Raw genomic sequence first — 19937 nt, 5'->3', positions numbered from 1 at the left:
CTCAGCGCGGTCTGGCGCGCTGTTGCTGGCGGTATTCCCACGGTGGCGTCGGGGCCGGGTCGGCCCACAGCCCGCGCTGCTCGCGCTGCGCCTGGCGTTCGGCGCGGGCATAGCGCCAGCGCTCCAGCCACCACTGATCGGCGGCGTAGGGTTTGTGGTGCCAGGCCAGCCCAGCGCGCAGCAGTTGCAGGTTCACGTCCTGACCCTGCAGGCGCAGCGTGCCGACCAAACGGCCATGGCGGTCGGTCTTGGCAAAGTCCACCTGCACCTCGCGCTGCAAGACCAGGGCCTTCAGGTGCGCGCCCGCCTCGGCGCCCCAAGGCTGCGCTTGCTCGGGCGCATCGATGCCCAGCAGCCGCACCCGGTGGCGCCGTTGCTGGGCATCGATCACGGTCACGCTGTCGCCGTCGGCCACCGCAATCACGCGGCCATGCAGCGGGCTGGATAGGGCCTGGGCCTGCAGCGGCGCGCTGCCCAGCGCCAAGGCGATGGCCAGCCACAGCCACCGCCACCGCCAATGCCAAGGCAATGGCTTGAAGCAAGCGGCGGCGACAGCGTCCATCCGCCGCAGTTTAACCGGCGGCTGTGACGCGCAGGATCAACGCCCGGCTTGCAGCACGCTGCCGGTCTTGGCCTGGTCGCGGGCCAGTGCCTCGCGGTCGGCGATGCGGCGAAACGCCAGCGTGACGAAGGTGCTGGTGATCACGATGAAGAGCGAGTACAGCACCGGGATCAGCAGCACGTCTTGCTGCATCGTGCCGGTAAAGGTCAGGGTGACGATCAGCACCCCCAGCGGGCCGTTCTGGATGCCGGTCTCGAGCGCGATGGTGCGGCTGCGGCTGCGGTCCTGGCGCAGCAGGCGCGCCAGCCAAAAACCCAGCGCCATGCCGATCAGCCCCAGGCCGATGACCGCAAAGTAAACCGAGAACGGAGTCGCTGCCAGCAGCATGTGGTTGCGCGGCACCCAGGTGACGATCAGGAACACAATCACGAAGATGCCCATGAAACTGCCGATCAGTTCCATGGTGGCGCCGATGTTGGGGTTGAGCTTGCGCGTGACCATGCCAATGATCGTGGGCACCAGCAACACCACCAGCACCTGCGCCACGTTGCTGGCGGGCACGGCAAACTCGCTGCCGATACCGGCCGCACCGGTGTAGAAAGCCAGCAGCGCCGGCACCGCCACCAGCGCCACCAGGGTCGAGATGCTGGTCATCATGATCGACAGCGCCAACACGCCCTTGCTGAAGTAGGCAAAGATGTTCGACGTGGTGCCGCCCGGCATGCAGCCCATCAGAATCAGGCCCACCGCCAGCGCAGGCGGAAAGTTGAGCACCATGGCCAAGGTAAAGCCCAAAAAGGGCATGATGCCGTACTGGCACACCAAGCCCACCAGCACGCCCTTGGGTTTGCGAAAGGCGATCAGAAAGTCGCGGTGGGTGAGCGAGGCGCCCATGCCCAGCATGATGACCATCATCATCAGGCCGAGCAGTTGGGTTTCAAATTCGGTAAGCATGGGGTCTGGTCTCCGGGATCTTTGGTGTGTGGGTGCTCAGCCGTTCAGTGCTGCAGGCTGGCCTTGAGTTGCGCCTGCCACTCGGCCTTGACTTCGGCCTTGAGGTTCTTGCGCAGCACCTTGCCGACCGCCGTTTTGGGCAGTTCTTCGCGGATCACGATGCTCTTGGGCACCTTGTAGGGCGCCAGAAACTTGCGGCAGTGGGCGATCACGGCGTCGGCTTGCAGGGCCCCTTCGTGTTCCGGGTTGTGCACCACGTAGGCGCGCACCGCCTCGCCGGTTTTTTCGTCCGGGGTGCCGACCACCGCCACCTCGAGCACGGCGTCCATCTGGGCGATCACGTCCTCGATCTCGTTCGGATAGACGTTGAAGCCCGAGACCAAGATCATGTCTTTCTTGCGATCGACGATGTGCATGAAGCCCTTTTCGTCCATCTCGGCCACGTCGCCAGTGGCCAGCCAGCCGTCGCGCAACACCTCTGCGCTTTCGGCTGGCTGGTGCCAGTAGCCCTGCATGACCTGCGGGCCGCGCACGTAAATCTCGCCCGCTTGGCCAGCGCCCACGTCCTTGCCGTCCTCGCCCACCAAGCGCACTTCGGTGCCCGGCGCCGGGATGCCGATGCTGCCCAGACGCGGCTCGCCGTGCAGCGGGTTGAAGCTCACCACCGGCGAGGTTTCGGTCAGGCCGTAACCCTCGGCGATGGGTGTTTGGGTGACTTCGCGCCAGCGCTTGGCCACGGCGCTGTGCAGCGAGGTGCCACCGGCGATGGAGGCCTTGAGCTTGCGCGGCGGGTAGGCGACGAACCACTCCTCATTGAGCAGGCCGTTGTAGAGCGTGTTGACGCCCGTCATCCAGGTGATGGGGTAGTTCTCGACCGCGCGCTGCAGGTTTTGCACCGGGCGCGGGCTGGGGATGAGGATGTTTTGTGCCCCGATGGCGAGAAATCCCAGCAAATTGGCGGTAAAGGCAAAGATGTGATACAGCGGCAGCGCAGTCAGCACGCATTCCTTGCCGGGTTCCATGTGCGTCCCGCCCATGGCCAGCATCTGTTGCACGTTGTGCAGCAGGTTGCTGTGGCTGATCATGGCGCCCTTGCTCACCCCGGTGGTGCCGCCGGTGTATTGCAGCAGCGCCAGTTCGTGTGGCTGAATGGCTTTCCAGTAGTTCTGGGCGTGCACGCGGCCGCCGGCTTTTTGCAGCGCGGCGCGGCCCTGGGCCAGCGCAGCGGCCAGGCGCGTGTGCGGCACCGTGACCGGGGGCAGCACCTGCGCCCAGACCTTTTGCACCCCACGGATGACGAGCTTGGGGATGACGGGGAAAAACTCCGGCACCCCAGCCAGCACCACGTGCTTGATGGTGGTCATGGCCAGCACCGAGGGCAGCTTGTCGGCAAACATGTCGATCAGCACCAGGGCCTTGACGCCGGCGTCCTTGTACTGATGCACCATTTCGGCCGGGGTGTAGAGCGGGTTGGTGTTGACCAGCACACACCCGGCCTTGAGAATGCCAAACACCACCACCGGGTAGGACAGGCCGTTGGGCATCTGCACCGCCACCCGGTCGCCCACGTGCAGGCCCAGCACCTCGCGCAGATAGGCGGCAAAATAGTCTGATAATTCATCGACTTGGGCAAAACCCAGGCTGCCGTTCATGCCGTTGGGCACGACGCAGGTGAAAGCCGCCTTGGCCTTGCTCTCGCGCGCCCAGCGCGTACAGGCATCGTGGATGAAGGCCCCCAGGTTGGGGTGGCTCAAAGGCGGCAGCTCGGGCACGATGCCGACTTCTCGGTACACAGCGGCCCAAGGGCGGGGCGTGTCGGCTGGCGGGTGTTGCATGATCGGTGTAAGGTTGAAACGAACGATCGTGCTATTTTGCCCGAAGCGTGGCCGAGTGGTGCAAAAAAATGTCCGACTAACGGCAAAAAACGAACATTTGATGGTAGGGATAAACCCTGATATCTGCCTGTCCTCGCAGCAAGACCAAAGCGCCGCAGTCAAGGTTGATCAAACTTCCTCGCCCGAAATGAAAAACCCGCTGGCCTCGCGGCAGCGGGTTTTGGCATTTTGGTGGCGCTTCAGGGATTCGAACCCCGGACCTGCGGATTATGATTCCGTCGCTCTAACCGGCTGAGCTAAAGCGCCTTCCAGCCCAGCATTGTAGCAGGTCTGAAACCCCCTCGCCGACACCGGCGCCTGCGCGCCGGCGTTGCAGCCGGCGCGGCCTCACTGATGCGTGAACTGCGCCGGGCGTTTTTCGACGAAGGCGGCCATGCCCTCTTTTTGGTCGGCGGTGGCAAACAGGGCGTGGAACAGGCGGCGCTCGAAGGCCATGCCGTCGGCCAAGGTGCCCTCGAAGGCCTTGTTGACCGCCTCTTTGGCCGCCATGACGGCGATCTGCGAGTAGCCGGCGATGGTCAGGGCGGCAGCCAGGGCCTCGTCCTGCAGTTGCTCCAGCGGCACGACGCGGCTGACCAAGCCGGCGCGTTCGGCCTCGGTGGCGTCCATCATGCGCCCGGTGAGCACCAGCTCCATGGCCTTGGACTTGCCCACGGCGCGTGGCAGGCGCTGGGTGCCGCCGGCGCCGGGGATGATGCCGAGCTTGATTTCGGGCTGACCGAATTTGGCGTTGTCGGCGGCGATGATGAAGTCGCACATCATGGCCAGTTCACAGCCGCCACCCAGGGCAAAACCGCTCACGGCGGCGATGATGGGCTTGCGGATGCTGCGCACGGTTTCCCAGTTGCGGGTGATGTAGTCGCCCTTGTACACGTCGGCAAAGCTGTACTGGGCCATGGCGCCGATGTCGGCGCCGGCAGCGAAGGCTTTTTCGCTGCCACTGAGCACGATGCAGCCGATGTCGGCGTCGGCGTCAAAGGCTTTGAGGGCGGCGCCGAGCTCGTCCATGAGATCGTCGTTGAGGGCGTTGAGTTGCTTGGGGCGGTTGAGGGTGATCAGGCCGACGCGGCCTTCGGTGCGCACCAGGATGTTCAGATAAGTTGGGCTCATGGGTGGTGTCTCTGGTTCAGGGTTGGGCGGGAGCGGTCACTATAGCGCGCCGGCAAGGCGGTGCCACGGCGCATCGGGGCGGGCTGCCTGGTCTGGGCTGGCCGGTGGTGGGCTGGCCGCTGTTGCGGTGGCCGCTGCGGCAAGGCGCTGCAGCCGCACCGTGAGCGCTTGGGGCTGCTCGGGTGTGGGCCAGCGCAGCGGCAGACGCAGCAGCCGGCCGTCGCGCGCCACCAGCGCCACGACGCTGGTTTGCCCGTGGGCGTGGCGCGCGGCGTCGTCGAGTGTGCGCACGCGCCAGGCGCTGGGGGTGGCGTGGGTGTTGCCGTTGCGGGTGCAGCCGTTGCTTGCGCCGCCCACTTCCAGGCCCAGCCATTCGTCGCCAGCGGCCAGCCCGGCCTGCTCGGCCAGCGAGCCGCGCAGCACGTTTTTGATCAGCAGGCCCTCGCTTTCGCTCACGCGCAGCCCCAGCTGCTGCGTCAGCGGCGCGGGCTCGGTGAGCCAGTCCATGCCTTGGGTGCGCAGCAACTCGGGCAATGGCAGATCGGCGCAGCCATGCACCCAGGCCGCGATTTCGGGGGCGTAGCTGCGCCCGCCGCATTGCTCGAGCACCGCCAGCAGGTCGGCCTCGTGCATTGGGCCGCCCTGGCCGCGCTGGTAGAGCGTGCGCAGCACCGCGTCGAGGCTGCTGCGGCCCTCGGCGCGCAGCTGCAGGTCCAGCGCCAGCGCCACCAAGGACCCTTTGGCGTAGTAGCTCACGGTGGCGTTGGGGCTGTTTTCGCTCACGCGGTAGTATTTGGTCCAGGCCTCGAAGCTGGATTGGGCCAGGCTGTGCACCAGCCGGCCCGGGCTGTGCAGCACTTGGTTGAGGGTTTTGGCGAGCAACTGCAAGTAGCAGGCTTCGTCGATCAGGCCGGCGCGCAGCAGCAGCAGGTCGTCGTAGTAGCTGGTGAAGCCTTCGAACAGCCACAGCAGCTCGGTGTGCTGTTCGCCGTCGTAGTCGTAACGGCTGAACTCGGCCGGGCGCAGGCGCTTGACGTGCCAGGCGTGAAAGTATTCGTGGCTGATGAGGCCCAGCAGGCTGGTGTAGCCGTCGCTGGCGCCCAGGGCTGGAACCTGGGCCGCAGTGGCGGTGAGCGCCGGGGCGGGGGCGCCACCCAGAGGCAGCTGCGGCAGGTCGGCGCGGCGGCAGATCAGGGCGGTGCTGTGGCGGTGCTCGAGCCCGCCGTAGCCTTCGTGGCGGGCGTTGAGCATGAACAGGTAGTGGTCAAAGGGCGGCGCCTCGTGCGCACCGTGCCAGAATTCGATGCCAGCTTGGCAGATGGCCTGGGTGTCGCGCAGCAGGCGCGAGCCATCGAAACCCGGCCCGGCACCGCTGACCACGAGCCGGTGAGCGACGCCGCGCACGCAAAACGCGGCGCTCCAGAAGCGGCCCAGTTCGAAGGGGCTGTCGGCCAACTGGTCGTAGTCGGCGGCCTGCCAGCGGCCCAGGCGGTGGGGGGCGTCGGCATGGGCCGCATCGGGGGCAATGGGCGCCAGGGCCGTGGCCACTTGCCAGCCTTGGGTGGCGGCGCTGCCCCAGAGCTCGAGCGTGTGCGAGCGCGCTTGCTGCCCATGCACGCGCAGGCACAGGCTGGTGGGGTTGAAGAAACCGCGTTCGGCGTCGAGCCAGGCGCTGCGCACCGAGGCGTCGTAGGCATAGACCTGGTAGCGCAGCCGCAGCAGCTGGGCACCGGCTGGGGTGGGGGCTTCCCAGGTGTTTTTGTTGAGCTGGCGCAGCGGCACGGCGTGGCCGTCGCAGTCGGCGCACAGGCCGTGCAGGTGCTGGGCAAACTCGCGCACCAGATAGCTGCCCGGTATCCACACCGGCAGGCTGACGCGCTGCTGCCGCGCCGGCTGGCTGATGTGCAGGGTGAGCGTGTACAGGTGGGCGTGCAGCTCGATCAGTTCGACGACGTAGCGCGGGCCGGGGGGCTGAGCGGGGGCAGCGGTGGCGGTGGCGGTTCCTGCCGGCCCTGCGGACGCAGGCGGCGCGGGGTCGTTCGATGGGGCGCGGCTGGCAGTGGTCATGGGCGCGGGGGTAGGCGGGATGGGCCGATCTGCGCCCGCTCAACGCGCCGCCGCCGCGCTCAGGCGCTGCTCGAGCACCTCGAAGCCGGCGGCGCCCGAAAGCCGCGAGCCGTCGGCAAAGAAGGTGGTGGGGGTGCCGGTGATGGCGTGCCGTTGCCCAAACGCCAGGTTGCGCTGCAGCGCGCTGGTGTCGCAGCTGGCCGCAGGCGGATCGACGTTGCGCAGCATCCAGTTCTCCCACACTTGGGCGCGGTTGCGCGCGCACCAGATGTGCTGCGACTTGGCGAGCGAGTCGCGCCCCAGAATCGGGTACAGGAAGATGTGGATGGTGACATGGTTCAGGCGGCTCAGATCGCGCTCGAGCCGTTTGCAAAAGCCGCAGTTCGGGTCTTGGAACACGGCCACGCGGCGCTGGCCGTTGCCGCGCACGATGGTGAATGCATCGCGCAGCGGCAACTGATCGAAGGCGATGGCGTTGAGTTGTTCGAGCCGCTGTTCGGTCAGGTTGTTGCGGCCGCGGGTGTCGATCAGTTGGCCCTGAAGCAGGAAGTTGCCCTCGGCGTCGGAGTAGAAAATCTGGTTGGCGCCGATGCGCACCTCGAACAGGCCGCGCATGGGTGTCGCGCGCACCTCCTCGATCTGGGGCAGGTTGGGCAGCCGCTCGGCCAGGTTGGCGCGGATGGTGGCTTCGTTGGCGCTGGCCAGCGTGCCCACGGCGAGCAGGGCGGCCAGGGCGCCGGCGCGCCAGCACGCGCGCCACAAGCCAAGCCAAACAGTGCCCAACCCAGTGCCTAATCCAGTGCGCCGCGCTGGCGCCGGTCGCGGCGGTTGGGGCCCTGCTGCCGCGGCATGGCAGCGAGCTGGGGTGGCGGTGCCGACAGGAGGGCTTTGCATCTGGGGGCTCGGGTGGAGGGCTTAGGGGGTGGCACAGGGCGCAGCATTCGCCTCGGTGCCACCCATCGCCAGGCGGATGGCGTGGTGTTTGAGCGGCGTCAGGGTGTCGAAGCGCCGCAGCCCCCAGCGCCGCAGCGCCGCGACGCGCGCGTCGCCGTGGCCAAACAGGCTGTAGAGGCCGTCGGTGAGGGTGGCCATGCGCTCGAAATCGGCGCGGCGCGCGCGCTCGTAGCGCCGCAACAGGCGCCAGTCGCCGGGGCTGCGCCAGTATTCGCGCGTGCGCAAGACGCGGCCCAGTTCGGCCACGTCGCCCAGACCCATGTTCAGCCCCTGGCCGGCCAAGGGGTGCATGGCGTGGGCGGCGTCGCCTGCCAGCGCCAAGCCGGGCCGCACCCAATGCCGGGCGCGCGACAGCTGCAAGGGCCAGCCGGCGGGGGTGCCTTCGGTGCTCATGGCGCCCAAGGCGTGGTCGCAGGCTTGGGCCACGGCGTCGGCAAAGGCGGGCGCCGGCAAGGCCAGCAGCTCGGCTGCGCGCGCGTGGGGCACCGACCAGACCAGGGCCACCAGCTGGCCCTCGGGGCCGTCCATGGGCAACAGCGCCAGCACCTCGCCATGCTGGAACCACTGCCGCGCCACGCCCTCGTGCGCACGCGCGCAGCGCAGCCGCGCCGCCACGGCGGTGTGGGCGTAGGGTGTGACCTCGTATTCGATGCCGAACTGGGCGCGGCTGCGGCTGTGCTTGCCCTCGCAGATCACGGACAGTTCGGCGGCGGGGGGGCTGCTCACGAGGTCGATGCCGCTCTGAAACGGCAGCGCCTGCGCCAGCCGCTGCTCCAGCGCCGGCACATCCACGATCCAGGCCAGTGGCTGCTGCGCCGCAGGCGCGTGCAGGTTGAGGGCGGCAGGCCGCTCGGCGTCGGGCTCGCAGACCCACATCTGGCGCACCGGCGTCACCGCCGGGGCCTCGGGCCAGACGCGCAGATCGCTCAGCAGCGCCACCGCGGCCTGGTTGAGGGCGTAGGCGCGGATGTCGGGGCTGGCCGCCGCTGGCGCTGGCTGGCGCAGCAGCGCCACCCGCAGGCGCTCGCGCGCCAGCAGCAGCGCCAGCGTGTGTGCCACCACACCGCTGCCCAAAATGGCGACGTCGTACCGTGGGTTCATGCGCGCATTGTAGGTCGGGGCAGCGGCCGGGGCAGCACGGTTTGTGGCATCACGCGCTGGGCCTCACTGAAACGCGACCTCGGCAAAGCTGCGCAGCTTGCGGCTGTGCAGCTGATCGACGCCGCCGGCGCGCAGGCGCTCGATGGCGCGCAGGCCAATGCGCAGGTGCTGATCGACGCGCTCGCGGTAAAAGGCGTTGGCCATGCCGGGCAGTTTGATTTCGCCGTGCAGCGGTTTGTCGCTCACGCACAGCAGGGTGCCGTAGGGCACGCGCAGCCTGAAGCCGTTGGCGGCGATGGTGGCGCTTTCCATGTCGAGCGCCACGGCGCGGCTCTGGCTGAAGCGGCGTTGCGGCGTCTGGCCGGGCAGCAGCTCCCAGTTGCGGTTGTCGGTGCTGGCCACGGTGCCGGTGCGCAAAATGCGCTTGAGTTCGGCGCCGCTCAAACCGGTCACGTCGGCCACTGCGCCTTCGAGCGCGAGCTGGATTTCGGCCAACGCGGGGATGGGCACCCACAGCGGCAGTTCTTCGTCCAGCACGTGGTCTTCGCGCACGTAGGCGTGGGCCAGCACGTAATCCCCCAGCTGTTGGCTGTTGCGCAGTCCGGCGCAGTGGCCCAGCATCAGCCAGGCGTGCGGGCGCAGCACGGCGATGTGGTCGGTGATGGTCTTGGCGTTGCTGGGCCCGACGCCGATGTTGAGCAGCGTGATGCCGCTGCCGTCGGCGCGCAGCAGGTGGTAGGCCGGCATCTGCGGCAGGCGCGGCAAAGCGCGGCCCGGTTGGCCTTGTGCAAGTTCGTGCAGCAGCTGTTGTTCGGCGGCGCTCAAACCCGCGCGCGGCGTGAGCACGTTGCCGGGCTCGACCAGGCCTAGGTATTCGCTCGCAGGGTTGGCCAGCGCCTCTTGCCCGAGGCGGATGAACTCATCGACGTAGAAAGGGTAGTTGGTAAACAGCACGAAGCCCTGAAACCAGGCCGGGGCGGTACCGCTGTAGTGGCGCAGCCGCTGCAACGAGTAATCGACCCGCGCCGCACCAAACAGCGCCAGCGGCTGCGCTTCGTGGGCGGCGCTCTGGTGCGTGCCGTTGGCGATGCCGTCGTCCATCAGGCTCAGGTCGGGCAGGTCGAAGCAGTCGCGCAGGGCGGCGCGCTGGGCCGGGCTCAGCTCGCCCTCGAGGTGCTCGTGCTCGGCCAGCGCGAAGTGCAGCGGGATCGGTTGGTTGCTCACCCCCACCTCGAGCGCGCCGCCGTGGTTGTGCAGCAGCAGCTCGAACTGCTCTAGGTAGTAGCTGGCAAACAGATCGGGGCGGGTCAGGGTGGTTTCGTAGCGGCCGGGGCCGGCGACGAAGCCATAGCTCAGGCGGCTGGGCGCGCCCGCGCCGGGCCCGCCGTGGGCGCGCTGGCAGTGCAGGCGCACGAAGGGGTAGCAGGCGCGCACGCGCTGGGGTGCGCTGGCGCCGCCGGCGCGCACGTACTGGTGCAGCGCTTGGCGCAAATGCGCCACCGCGCGCTGGTACAGCGCCTGCACCTGGGCCAGCGCGGCGGCGGCGTCGTTGTAGCTTTGGGGCGGGGTGAAGGGAGGGCTGTGGGGCGGGCTGTGCGGCATGGTGGGGGCATTGTGGCGCAGAAGCGACTGTATAATGGCCGACAAAGGGGGCTTTGGCGTATGCGGGAGGCACTTTTTTCAGTCGTCGGTTGCCAAGTCAAGCGCAGTATTTGCCGTGGCGCTGCGGAGCTGCCGCGCTTGGGCCCGCTGCCGCATCGGGTGTGGCGGTGAACTGCGCCGCACCCACGCAACCTTGGGGCAAGCTCTCCCCCGATGGCCGCCGCCACCCCTTGGCCGACCACTGCCTCGATGTGGCACTGGTGCTGCGTGCGCTGCTCGATTTGCCTGCGCTGGCGCGTCTGGGGGAGCTCAGCAGCGCGCAAAAAGAGCGGCTTTGCGTGATCGCTTTTCTGCACGATTTTGGCAAGTGCAACGCGGGTTTTCAGCGCAAGGCCGAGCCTGAGTCGCGCGACACGGCGGGGCATGTCTTTGAAGCCGCCGCCTTGCTTCTCAACGACAATCTTCGCGCTGCATGGCCCGCCGAGTGGGAAAGCCTCGTCGGCACGTTGTGTGGGTGGTTTAAGCCCAACGAAGATGGTGATGGGGCCTTGCAAATGCTGCTGGCCGCCATTTCGCACCACGGCAAGCCGGTTTCGGTGCTGGATTGCAATGCGGCCGGCCTTCACGCCATGAACCGGCACTGGGTGCCACCGCATCCACAAACGGGAAGCTACTGCCCCATGCAGGCGTTGGCCGATTTGGCCGCTCGGGCGCGGTCTGCCTTTGCGGCTGCTTTTTCTGCTAGCACAGCCCCTATAGCCGCCACACCCGAGTTGCAGCAGCGCTTTGCGGGCTTGGTGATGCTGGCCGACTGGATCGGCTCCGATACCCAGTTTTTTCCCTACCGTGCCTCCGATGACGAAAACCGGTTTCATCTGGCCCAGGTTGCAGCACAGCGGGCGCTGCGCACCATTGGCCTGAGTCCACCCAAGGCGCCCGGATGGCGGCAAGCCAAACCTTTTGCCGAGGTGTTCGGGTTTGCAGCGCACCCCCTGCAACATCTTCTGGCTTACACCCTGCCTGCTGACGACGCGGCGCGCCTGACCTTGATCGAATCCGATACCGGTTCTGGCAAGACGGAGGCCGCGCTGGCTTGGTTCATGCGCCTCTATGCCAGCGGGCAGGTCGAAGGCTTGTACTTCGCCTTGCCCACCCGGGTGGCCGCGCGCGAGTTGTACGGGCGTGTGCTGCGGGCCATCGATGCGGCCTTTGACCCGCCCGCACGGCCCGCGCCCGTGCTGCTGGCCGTGTCCGGTTACACACGGGTCGACGGGGCCCCGATCCTGCCCGATCCGGTTGGCACCTTGTGGGAAGATGATGCCCAAGCGCAGCGGCGCGAAAACCAGTGGGCGGCTGAGCGGCCCAAGCGTTTTCTGGCTGCGCCCGTGGCAGTGGGCACCATCGATCAGGCGCTGATGTCGGTGCTCAAGGCCAAGCACAGCCTGCTGCGTTCGGTTTGCCTAGATCGGCACCTGCTGGTGGTCGATGAGGTGCACGCCTCCGACACCTACATGAGCGAGTTGCTGCGGGTGCTGCTGCGTGCGCACATCAATCGCGGTGGCAGCGCCTTGCTGCTGTCGGCTACGTTGGGCGAAGCGGCGGCGGCAAAATTGTTTGACCGCGAAACCCTGCCGCTGGCGCAAGCGCTGACAAAACCCTATCCCGCATTGGCAACTCGATCCAGCCTAATGCCTGTGGCCAGCGGCCGGGCGGCGCGCACCATCACGGTGGAGTTTCAACCTACGCTGGCCGATGACCCCTTGCTGATGCCGCTGACCGCTGCTTTGCTTCAAGGCGCGCGGGTGCTGGTGGTGTGCAACACCGTAGGGCGCTGCAACAGCCTGCTGCGGGCGCTGGAAGCGCATCTGACTGCACAGGCGCCACAACTGTTGCCTGCTTTGTTTGAACTCAATGGCGTGCGCTGCCCGCACCACGGCCGCTTTGCCCGCCCCGACCGCGAACGGCTCGACGCCGAAGTCACGCGGCGCCTTGGCAAAGGATCGCCCAACGGCCCTTTGCTGCTCGTCGGCACGCAAACGCTGGAGCAAAGCCTAGACATCGACGCCGACTGGTTGGTCACCGACCTGGCTCCGATGGACGTGCTGTTGCAGCGCATAGGGCGCCTACATCGGCATGAACGTATCCATCGGCCTGCTGGATTTGCAGCGGCGCGCGTGCTCGTGCGTTTGCCTGAAAAACCACTGGGTCAGTACTTGCAATCCAGAGGGGAATTGAACGGCCCAGCGGGCTTGGGCAGTGTCTATGCCGACGGTCGGGTGCTGCAATGCACCCTCGAGAGCTTGACCGGTCAGCCCCAGATCGTCATCCCGCAGCAAAACCGCGAGCGCATCGAAACCACCACCCACCCCGAAGTTTGGGCTGCCCTTGGGCCGCTCTGGCGCAAGCACGACGACTACATGAACGGTGATTTTTTGGCCGACTTGCGCCAAGCCGACCGATCGCTGATGCGCGACCTGCCTTTTGGGGAGTTGCACTATGCAAGCGACCAAGGGCGGGTCCTCACCCGGCTGGGTGATCCGAGTTACGAGCTGCCTCTGCGGTCAGCGTGCCGATCCCCCTTCGGGCAGGCGCTGGACAGCCTGACCTTGCCAGCGCGCTGGCTCAAAGGCGCGCCAGCCCCGGAAACCTTGTTGCCGGTGGCAACCGCAGCGGGTTTCGACTTTGCCATTGGTGCGCTCCACTTCAGCTACACCCGTTTCGGGTTGGAGAAAAACGATGCACGACCTGCTGCGCGATGAATTGATCGGTGTGAGCACGCCCCAAGGCGAGCGCCGCGTCGATCTGCCGCAACTCTTGAGCCTGCTTTGCGCGGCTGAGGTGGAGGGTTATACGGGCTTGCGCGCGCACCAAGCCGAGCCTTGGCACGTGTTCTTGGTGCAACTGGCCACTGCGGTGCTGGCACGCCAGCCCAGCGCCACGCCGCCGCCCGACCCCGATTACTGGCGTGCTGGGCTGCTGCTGCTGGCCGCGGGCAAAGCGTCGGCTTGGCACCTTCATGTGGAAGACTCTACGCAGCCGGCCTTCATGCAGCACCCATGGAGCAGCCCAGATGCCAAGATTGAGGGCTACGAGAAGGTCAAAGCCTGCACCCCAAACGAGCTCGATGTGCTGGTCACAGCCAAAAACCACGATGTGAAAGCCGCTCGGTTTTGTCGTCCCGATCCCAAGGCGTGGTTGTACGCCCTGCTGACGCTGCAGACCACCGAGGGCTATCTCGGGGCAGGTAACTTTGGCATTGTGCGCATGAACGGCGGTTTTGCCAGCCGCGCCATCCTCTCTTGGGCAAACGATTTGCACCCGGCACGCCGCTTTCTCGAGGCCTTGCCAATCGTGCTGGCGCATCGCGCCGACATCCTTGCGCACGGGCGCTACGGCTACCGCGCAGATGGCGTGGTGCTCACATGGCTGCATCCGTGGCGGCGCAGCGATCATCAATACACCCTGAGCGATCTGGACCCGTGCTTCATCGAGGCCTGTCGGCCCCTGCGCCTTGGGCTCGATGCCAACGAAAACTTGCTTGCGCTCGGCGCCACCAGCGCTGCGCGCCAGATCGGCCCCAAATCCCCAGACGGTGGCGACGTGGGCGACCCATGGACGGCGATCAATGTGGAGGACAAGAAAAAGGGCGCTTCGGCGCTGACGGTTTCGAGCCAGGGTTTCAGCCCCAAACTGGTGACCGACCTGCTGTTTGCACAAGGCTACGAACTGAGCCCACTGCAGACCCCTCGGGCCGGCCCAACCGCCGGTTGGTTGGTGGGCAGCGTGTTGGTGCGCGGTCAAGGCAAAACCGATGGGCTGCACCGGTTGGAACTCCCTGTTCCGGCCAAGGCGCGTCAGAGCTTTGCCCGCCCAATGGGCGATGCTCAAAGTGCACAACGCAAGCGGCTAGCCGAGCAGGCGCAAACCCTGTTAACCGACGCCAAGCACGCAGCGGCTGCACTGCGCACTGCGTTGACAGTGCTCGCCCAAGGCGGACCGGAGCAGGCCGACTTTGACCGCGAAGCCATCAAGCATTGGGTGGCCGCTGTGCAGCGCGATTTTGAGCGAGATTGGCCGCTGCACTACTACCCCGCCTTGTGGCGCTGCTGCGACGAAGACCCCGAGGTGGTGCTGCGCGACTGGCGCACCCTGCTGGTGCAAAACGCCCGGCGCGTGCTCGACCAAGCCAGTACGCGCCTGCCGCTACCAGCCAACCGCCGCTGGCGCGCCCTCACCCAATCCCACAGCGCCTTCATGGGCGTGCTCAGCAAGCACAGCCTTTTGCCCACAAAGCCCGAACCACAGGAGCGCAATACATGAACACCGAAGCGATCGATCAGCCCACCACCGTGCCCGCCGCCGCCGAGCCGGGGCTAGAGCAAACTGTGAGTCGTCTGGCACACGAGTTGGCCCAGGCACACTACCCCAACGCAGACCGGGCAGCGCTCAAGCGCTGGACCCCGAGTGCGCCCCTGCCGCTGGCCTACTACCGCCTCTGGTTACAGCATCTGCGCACCGAACCGCCCTCCGAGCAGCAAACGCTGGATTGGATGGCCATCGTCTGGGGCTTGGCGCTCTCGGGCTCCAAGGCGCACCAAGCGCAGCGTGCGCTGGGCGAGGCGCTGGCGCAGTCTGGCTTTGCCCAAGCACGCTTGGAGCGCCTGCTTTCGGCCCCCGAGGTGCTGCGCTTTGATTTTTATCAGTCGGCCGCGCGCTTTCTGGCTGCCAAAAACGAGGGCTGCAACTGGACCGACTGGGCCCTCTACCTGCTCACCCACGACCCTGAAAAGCGCGAGAGCCTGCACCGGCGGATCGCGCTGGGCTACTACCGCCACCTGCCAAGCCCGTCAGGTGCCGAGAACTGATCGCCTTGTTTCCATGCCTTTTTGAAAAACCCAAGGAGCCCGCAATGTTTTTGCAAATCCACACCCTTACCGCCTACCCCGCCAGCCTGCTCAACCGCGACGATGCCGGCTTGGCCAAGCGCATCCCCTTTGGCAATGCGCAGCGCCTGCGCGTGTCTTCCCAGTGCCTCAAGCGCCATTGGCGTGAAACCGTGACGCCGCAGCTGCCCGAACTTCCCGATGGCCAGCGCACCCGATCTTTCTTCACCCGCACCGTTTTGCCACAGGCCATTGCTGCGGGCGTGCCACAAGCCTGTGCGCAAAGCCTGATCGAACCGCTGGCCAAAGCCCTGATCAAAGGCGGCGTCAAAGAAGGGGGAGACCTCAACCAGCCGGTGCTGCTGGGGCTGCGTGAGGCCGATTACTTTGTTCAATTAATGCGCGACGCGAGCCAACTGGACGACCCCCTGCGGGCGCTTGAGGAGCGGCTTAAAACCAAAGGGGAGAAAGACAACCTCAAGGCCATGAGCAAAGCTGCGGCCGGTCTGAGCGCGGCCCTGTTTGGCCGCATGGTCACCTCCGACCTGTTGGCCCGTGTCGATGCCCCGGTGCACGTGGCGCACGCCTTCACCGTGCACGCAGCCCAGACCGAAATGGATTACTTCACCGTCGTCGATGACCTCAACCGCGACGATGAAACCGGGGCCGCGCACGCCAACCAAACCGAACTCGGTGCCGGCGTGTACTACGGTTACGTGGTGGTCGATGTGCCATTGCTGGTATCCAACCTGAGCGGCTGCGAGACCAAAGACTGGCTCAGCCCCGACCCGAGCGCGGCGCGCAAGGTGCTGGAGGTGCTGCTCCAAGCCATCTTGCTGCAAAGTCCGGGCGCCAAACTCGGCAGCACCGCACCGTATGCCCATGCCGATTTTCTGCTGCTCGAGGTCGGGCGCACCCAGCCCCGCGCACTGTCCAATGCGTTTCTCAACAGCGTGCGCCCCAGGGACGGTCTGGACTTGCGACAGTCCGCGCTGGAGGCGCTGGCAGGCTATATGGCCCGCCTCGATGCCATGTATGGCAGTGCAGGGGCAAGCCGCCATTGCGCCAGCGCGCTCGATTTGCCGAGCAACCTGCCGGCAGCACAAACGGTGCCCGAGGTGCTTCAGGCCGCACTCGGTGCCCTGTGGTCGCAGCGCACCGCCTGAGACCCAGCCATGGACTGCTTGATGCTGCGCTTTGATGCGCCCTTGATGAGCTTTGGCGCCGTGGTGGTGGACCAACTCAACCCCACTTGGCGCTTTCCCGGCGCCTCCATGCTGACCGGGCTGCTGGGCAATGCCCTAGGCTGGGATCATCGCCAAACGCTGCAGCTGCAAAGCCTGCAACAGCGGCTGCGCTTTGCCGCGCGCTGGGATGCCGAGCCTGAACCCTTGACCGAGTACCAGACCGTGGACCTAGGGCAGGATTTCATGCAAGACACCGGCTGGACGACGCGCGGCAGGCGCGAAGATCGTGGCGATGGAGCCGCCACCCGTGGCACGCACCAGCGCTGGCGCGACCATTGGGCCAATGGTGTGCTGACGCTGGCCATTGCGCTCAATGACGCGCTCGATGATGCTGGTGAGCCTTCGCTGCAAGCGCTGGAGGCGGCCTTGCTTGCCCCAGCCCGTCCACTGTTCATAGGCCGTAAACCCTGTCTGCCGGCGGGCCCGATTTTTCTGGGACGCAGGCAAGCGTCTGGTGTCAGGCAAGCATTGGCCGCCGAACCGCTGGCCGAGATCGGGCCGCGCCACAGAGCGCGGCGCGTGAGCGCCATCTGGCCCCTCGATGAGGGCGACGGCGTGCAGCACGAGGAGCGCTACGATCTGCGCGACTGGGCCCACAACATCCACCGTGGCAGCCAGCGCATGGCGCTCGGGTTTCTGGAGCTTGGGGCATGAGCACACTGCATTTGATCCGCTTGCCGCTGCACTTGCCGGCCTTGCTGCGTTTTGCCGCTGAGCGCGGCGTCACCCACGGCGACAAGGGTCTGGGCTACAGCCTGCATCTGTGGCTGACCGCGTTGTTTGGTGACCATGCGCCCAAGCCGTTTCGATACTTCGATGCCCGCAGCGAAGTGTTGGCCTACACGCCCCTGAGCCAAACCGAACTGCTGGCGCACGCGCAAGCTTTTGCCCCGCCAGCGGCTTGGGCAGTGATGGCGCAAGACGCCGTGGCCAGCAAGCCCATGCCAGACACTTGGAACCCACGGCAGCGCCTGCGGCTGGAGGTGTTGGCCTGCCCGGTGGTGCGCCACGGCGCCGAGGAAAAAGATGCCTACCTGAACGCGCTGGATCGGCTGGGCGACGCCACCCCGGCGCGGGCCGAGGTCTATCGCCAATGGTTCATCGAGCGCTGGGAGCACGCCTTGGACTTCGAGCGCATCGAGCTGCGCGGGCTGATCGCGCGCCAGTCTTTGCTGCGGCGCGCACGCAATGACCGGGTGCGCCTGCAACTGGTGCAGCGTCCGCAAGCGCTGTTTGTGGCCGAGGCAGCGATTGCGCAGCCGCAGCGTTTTGGGGAGTTGTTGGCGCGCGGCATCGGCCGCCACCGCGCCTTCGGCTTTGGCATGGTCTTGCTTGCACCGGCTGGCACATGAGTCCGGCGCTGGGTCTGCTGCATGGGCGCTTGGGGCTGGCCGCAGCGCGCATTCCGCACGCGGATCGGCATGGGTTGCTGTGGCTGGAATACGGCAAGCTGTCGGTGGAAGACGGCACCTTGCGTTTCGTTGCCGCCCAAAGCGAGGTGATGGACGCGGGCGACTACGCCATCCCGTATCAGGCCGTTTCTATGATTTTGCTCGGCCCGGGCACCAGCCTAACGCAGGATGTGCTGCGACTGTGCGCCCGGCACGGAGCCCTGATCGCTGCGGTAGGCGAGGGCGGCGTCAAGAGCTATACCGCGCCGCCCATGGGTCAAGGCCACTCCGACGTGGCAAGGCGGCACGCCCAGCAGTGGGCCGACCCCAAGCAGAGGTTGGACGTTGCACGGCGCCTTTATGGTTGGCGCTTTGGGCGCATCCTGCCACACCGCGACATCGAGACGTTGCGCGGCATCGAAGGCGCGCGCGTCAAGGAAAGTTACCGGCTGGTGGCGCAACGCTTCGGCATCGACTGGCAAGGCCGCCGTTATGAGCGCGGCGACCCCGGTGCCGCCGACCTTCCCAACCAAGCCATCAATCACGCCGCCACTTTTGTCGAGGCGGCCGCCGACATTGCGGTAGCGGTAGTTGGGGCTCTGCCACCGTTGGGCTTTATACACGAAGAATCGAGCAATGCCTTCACGCTCGACATTGCCGACCTCTGGCGCATCGACCTTGTGCTGCCGCTGGCTTTTGGTGCCGTGCAGGCCTGCACAGAAGGCAAGGCCCACAACTTGGAGAGCGAGGTGCGCCGCCGTGCGGTGCGGATGTTCCGGCAGGAAAAGCTGATTCCGCGCATGATCGACCGCATCAAGGAGCTGTTTGATGTCAATGACAGTGGTCGTGACGCGTAATGTGTCGGCGCGGGTGCGCGGCTTGCTGGCATCGGTCATGCTCGAAGTGGCGCCCGGCGTTTACAGCGCTCCGCGCATCTCGCCTGCGGTGCGCTCGCGCCTGTGGAGCGTGCTCGAAGACTGGTTTCCAAACGAACGCGAAGCCTCCATCGTGCTGCTCTGGCAAGAGCGCGATGTGCCGGGCGGTCAAGCCATGCGCACACTCGGCAGCCCGCCGGTTGAGTTGGTCGAGGTGGATGGTCTCCTGCTATCGCGCAGAGCGGCATCCTGACGCCGTACAGGTTCCTTAAAAATCGAAATCACAAGCGCAGTCAATCGCTTATGATCTAGAGTCTCCCCCGCGTGAGCGGGGATCGACCGCGTGCGCAGGCTTTCACCGTTTCTGGCTTGGCGTCTCCCCCGCGTGAGCGGGGATCGACCGCGCCGGACTGCTCTTCGACGGTCACGGTACGAGTCTCCCCCGCGTGAGCGGGGATCGACCCCATCTACAGGAACGGCGTGCAGACCGCCTACAGTCTCCCCCGCGTGAGCGGGGATCGACCGTGGTGAGGCCGGGTGCGGCTGTCGTTGATGGCGTCTCCCCCGCGTGAGCGGGGATCGACCCTTGGCCCAGGCCTCCTGATCGGCCGGTGTCGAGTCTCCCCCGCGTGAGCGGGGATCGACCCTGCGCGCCATAGCCGACCTGGGCGTGCAGGACGTCTCCCCCGCGTGAGCGGGGATCGACCTGATGGCGCGCAGCCATGCGGGGAGTAGGTGGAGTCTCCCCCGCGTGAGCGGGGATCGACCCAGTGCGACCGCAGGACGCGTGTTTGTTAGGAAGTCTCCCCCGCGTGAGCGGGGATCGACCTCATTGGTGACCGTGCCCGGCCCCCTGACGTAGGTCTCCCCCGCGTGAGCGGGGATCGACCCACCCCACACCAGGGGCATGACCGCGCTGCCCGGTCTCCCCCGCGTGAGCGGGGATCGACCTTTTCTGCGCCGTGTTACCGCCGATGTATCCCAGTCTCCCCCGCGTGAGCGGGGATCGACCTTGACCTCCCGCGTGCTGGCGCTGGCCCTACCCGTCTCCCCCGCGTGAGCGGGGATCGACCCGCTATGTGGCAGAAGGTAATGGATGGCGTGCAGTCTCCCCCGCGTGAGCGGGGATCGACCTTAACACCATCGTCCGCCTCACCGTCCGCCTCGGTCTCCCCCGCGTGAGCGGGGATCGACCCACATGGACAGGCGCACTGTTCACCGACCCGGCGTCTCCCCCGCGTGAGCGGGGATCGACCCGCCCTCATGCGCCTGTACTCCCTGCGGATGAGGTCTCCC

16 protein-coding genes, 1 tRNA gene and 1 CRISPR repeat array (1 of these 18 only partly in view) are annotated in these 19937 nt (G+C 66.7%); of the genes, 8 read left to right on the top strand and 9 right to left on the bottom strand.

What is annotated here, in order from left to right; genetic code table 11:
- Nucleotide 1 precedes the first annotated feature (1 nt).
- The 9 genes from AAAZ40_RS11690 to AAAZ40_RS11650 all read right to left on the bottom strand — a co-directional run bounded on the left by AAAZ40_RS11690 (nucleotide 2) and on the right by AAAZ40_RS11650 (nucleotide 10245).
- Nucleotides 2-562: a thermonuclease family protein gene (locus AAAZ40_RS11690; protein ID WP_476660514.1), complete on the bottom strand. Its 561-nt coding sequence runs from the start codon at nucleotides 560-562 to the stop codon at nucleotides 2-4.
- Nucleotides 563-598: 36 nt separating this feature from the next.
- The gene (locus AAAZ40_RS11685) at nucleotides 599-1516 is read right to left on the bottom strand and encodes a bile acid:sodium symporter (protein WP_476660513.1); all 918 of its coding nucleotides are present in this window, start codon (nucleotides 1514-1516) and stop codon (nucleotides 599-601) included.
- Between the two features lie 44 nt (nucleotides 1517-1560).
- Entirely contained in the window at nucleotides 1561-3351 is a 1791-nt protein-coding gene (locus AAAZ40_RS11680; protein WP_476660512.1) for an AMP-binding protein, read from the bottom strand.
- Between the two features lie 229 nt (nucleotides 3352-3580).
- Nucleotides 3581-3657, bottom strand: a tRNA-Met gene (locus AAAZ40_RS11675).
- Nucleotides 3658-3738: 81 nt separating this feature from the next.
- Nucleotides 3739-4521, bottom strand: a complete 783-nt coding sequence (locus AAAZ40_RS11670) for an enoyl-CoA hydratase (RefSeq protein ID WP_476660511.1) — start codon at nucleotides 4519-4521, stop codon at nucleotides 3739-3741.
- Nucleotides 4522-4560: 39 nt separating this feature from the next.
- On the bottom strand, nucleotides 4561-6588 hold the full coding sequence (locus AAAZ40_RS11665) for a M61 family metallopeptidase (protein WP_476660510.1): 2028 nt from the start codon (nucleotides 6586-6588) through the stop codon (nucleotides 4561-4563).
- 39 nt (nucleotides 6589-6627) lie between these two features.
- The gene (locus AAAZ40_RS11660) at nucleotides 6628-7350 is read right to left on the bottom strand and encodes a DsbC family protein (RefSeq protein WP_476660509.1); all 723 of its coding nucleotides are present in this window, start codon (nucleotides 7348-7350) and stop codon (nucleotides 6628-6630) included.
- 153 nt (nucleotides 7351-7503) lie between these two features.
- Complete coding sequence (locus tag AAAZ40_RS11655; protein ID WP_476660508.1) at nucleotides 7504-8643, bottom strand: FAD-dependent monooxygenase; 1140 nt, start codon at nucleotides 8641-8643, stop codon at nucleotides 7504-7506.
- Nucleotides 8644-8706: 63 nt separating this feature from the next.
- Nucleotides 8707-10245: an AMP nucleosidase gene (locus AAAZ40_RS11650; protein WP_476660507.1), complete on the bottom strand. Its 1539-nt coding sequence runs from the start codon at nucleotides 10243-10245 to the stop codon at nucleotides 8707-8709.
- 161 nt (nucleotides 10246-10406) lie between these two features.
- Between AAAZ40_RS11650 and cas3 the strand changes: the two genes are divergently transcribed.
- Genes cas3 through cas2e form a run of 8 tightly spaced genes read left to right on the top strand, consistent with a single transcriptional unit; the run spans nucleotide 10407 to nucleotide 18894 of the window.
- Entirely contained in the window at nucleotides 10407-13004 is a 2598-nt protein-coding gene (gene cas3 / locus AAAZ40_RS11645) for a CRISPR-associated helicase Cas3' (protein WP_476660506.1), read from the top strand.
- Nucleotides 12982-14565, top strand: a complete 1584-nt coding sequence (gene casA, locus AAAZ40_RS11640) for a type I-E CRISPR-associated protein Cse1/CasA (RefSeq protein ID WP_476660505.1) — start codon at nucleotides 12982-12984, stop codon at nucleotides 14563-14565. Before cas3 ends, casA begins: the two co-directional genes overlap by 23 nt.
- Nucleotides 14562-15110: a type I-E CRISPR-associated protein Cse2/CasB gene (gene casB / locus AAAZ40_RS11635; RefSeq protein WP_476464031.1), complete on the top strand. Its 549-nt coding sequence runs from the start codon at nucleotides 14562-14564 to the stop codon at nucleotides 15108-15110. Before casA ends, casB begins: the two co-directional genes overlap by 4 nt.
- Before the next feature lie 44 nt (nucleotides 15111-15154).
- Nucleotides 15155-16294 (top strand): type I-E CRISPR-associated protein Cas7/Cse4/CasC, encoded by a 1140-nt coding sequence (gene cas7e / locus AAAZ40_RS11630; RefSeq protein WP_476464032.1) that lies wholly within the window; start codon nucleotides 15155-15157, stop codon nucleotides 16292-16294.
- Between the two features lie 9 nt (nucleotides 16295-16303).
- Nucleotides 16304-17029, top strand: coding sequence for a type I-E CRISPR-associated protein Cas5/CasD (gene cas5e / locus AAAZ40_RS11625; RefSeq protein ID WP_476464033.1), 726 nt, complete (start codon nucleotides 16304-16306; stop codon nucleotides 17027-17029).
- Nucleotides 17026-17727 carry a type I-E CRISPR-associated protein Cas6/Cse3/CasE gene (locus tag AAAZ40_RS11620; RefSeq protein WP_476660504.1) on the top strand — a complete coding sequence of 234 codons (702 nt, stop codon included), beginning with the start codon at nucleotides 17026-17028 and terminating at the stop codon, nucleotides 17725-17727. Before cas5e ends, AAAZ40_RS11620 begins: the two co-directional genes overlap by 4 nt.
- 29 nt (nucleotides 17728-17756) lie before the next feature.
- Complete coding sequence (gene cas1e, locus AAAZ40_RS11615; RefSeq protein ID WP_476660503.1) at nucleotides 17757-18623, top strand: type I-E CRISPR-associated endonuclease Cas1e; 867 nt, start codon at nucleotides 17757-17759, stop codon at nucleotides 18621-18623.
- Nucleotides 18595-18894: a type I-E CRISPR-associated endoribonuclease Cas2e gene (gene cas2e / locus AAAZ40_RS11610; protein ID WP_476464036.1), complete on the top strand. Its 300-nt coding sequence runs from the start codon at nucleotides 18595-18597 to the stop codon at nucleotides 18892-18894. The genes cas1e and cas2e overlap by 29 nt, the downstream gene beginning before the upstream one ends.
- A gap of 60 nt (nucleotides 18895-18954) precedes the next feature.
- Nucleotides 18955-19937: a CRISPR direct-repeat array (repeat unit 28 nt; unit sequence GTCTCCCCCGCGTGAGCGGGGATCGACC); it runs 10576 nt beyond the window's last position.

The organism is Serpentinimonas sp. SMBJO2 (genome assembly GCF_056341105.1).
The sequence above is the reverse complement of the archived record's forward strand: the minus strand, read 5'-3'. Positions and strand labels throughout refer to the sequence as shown.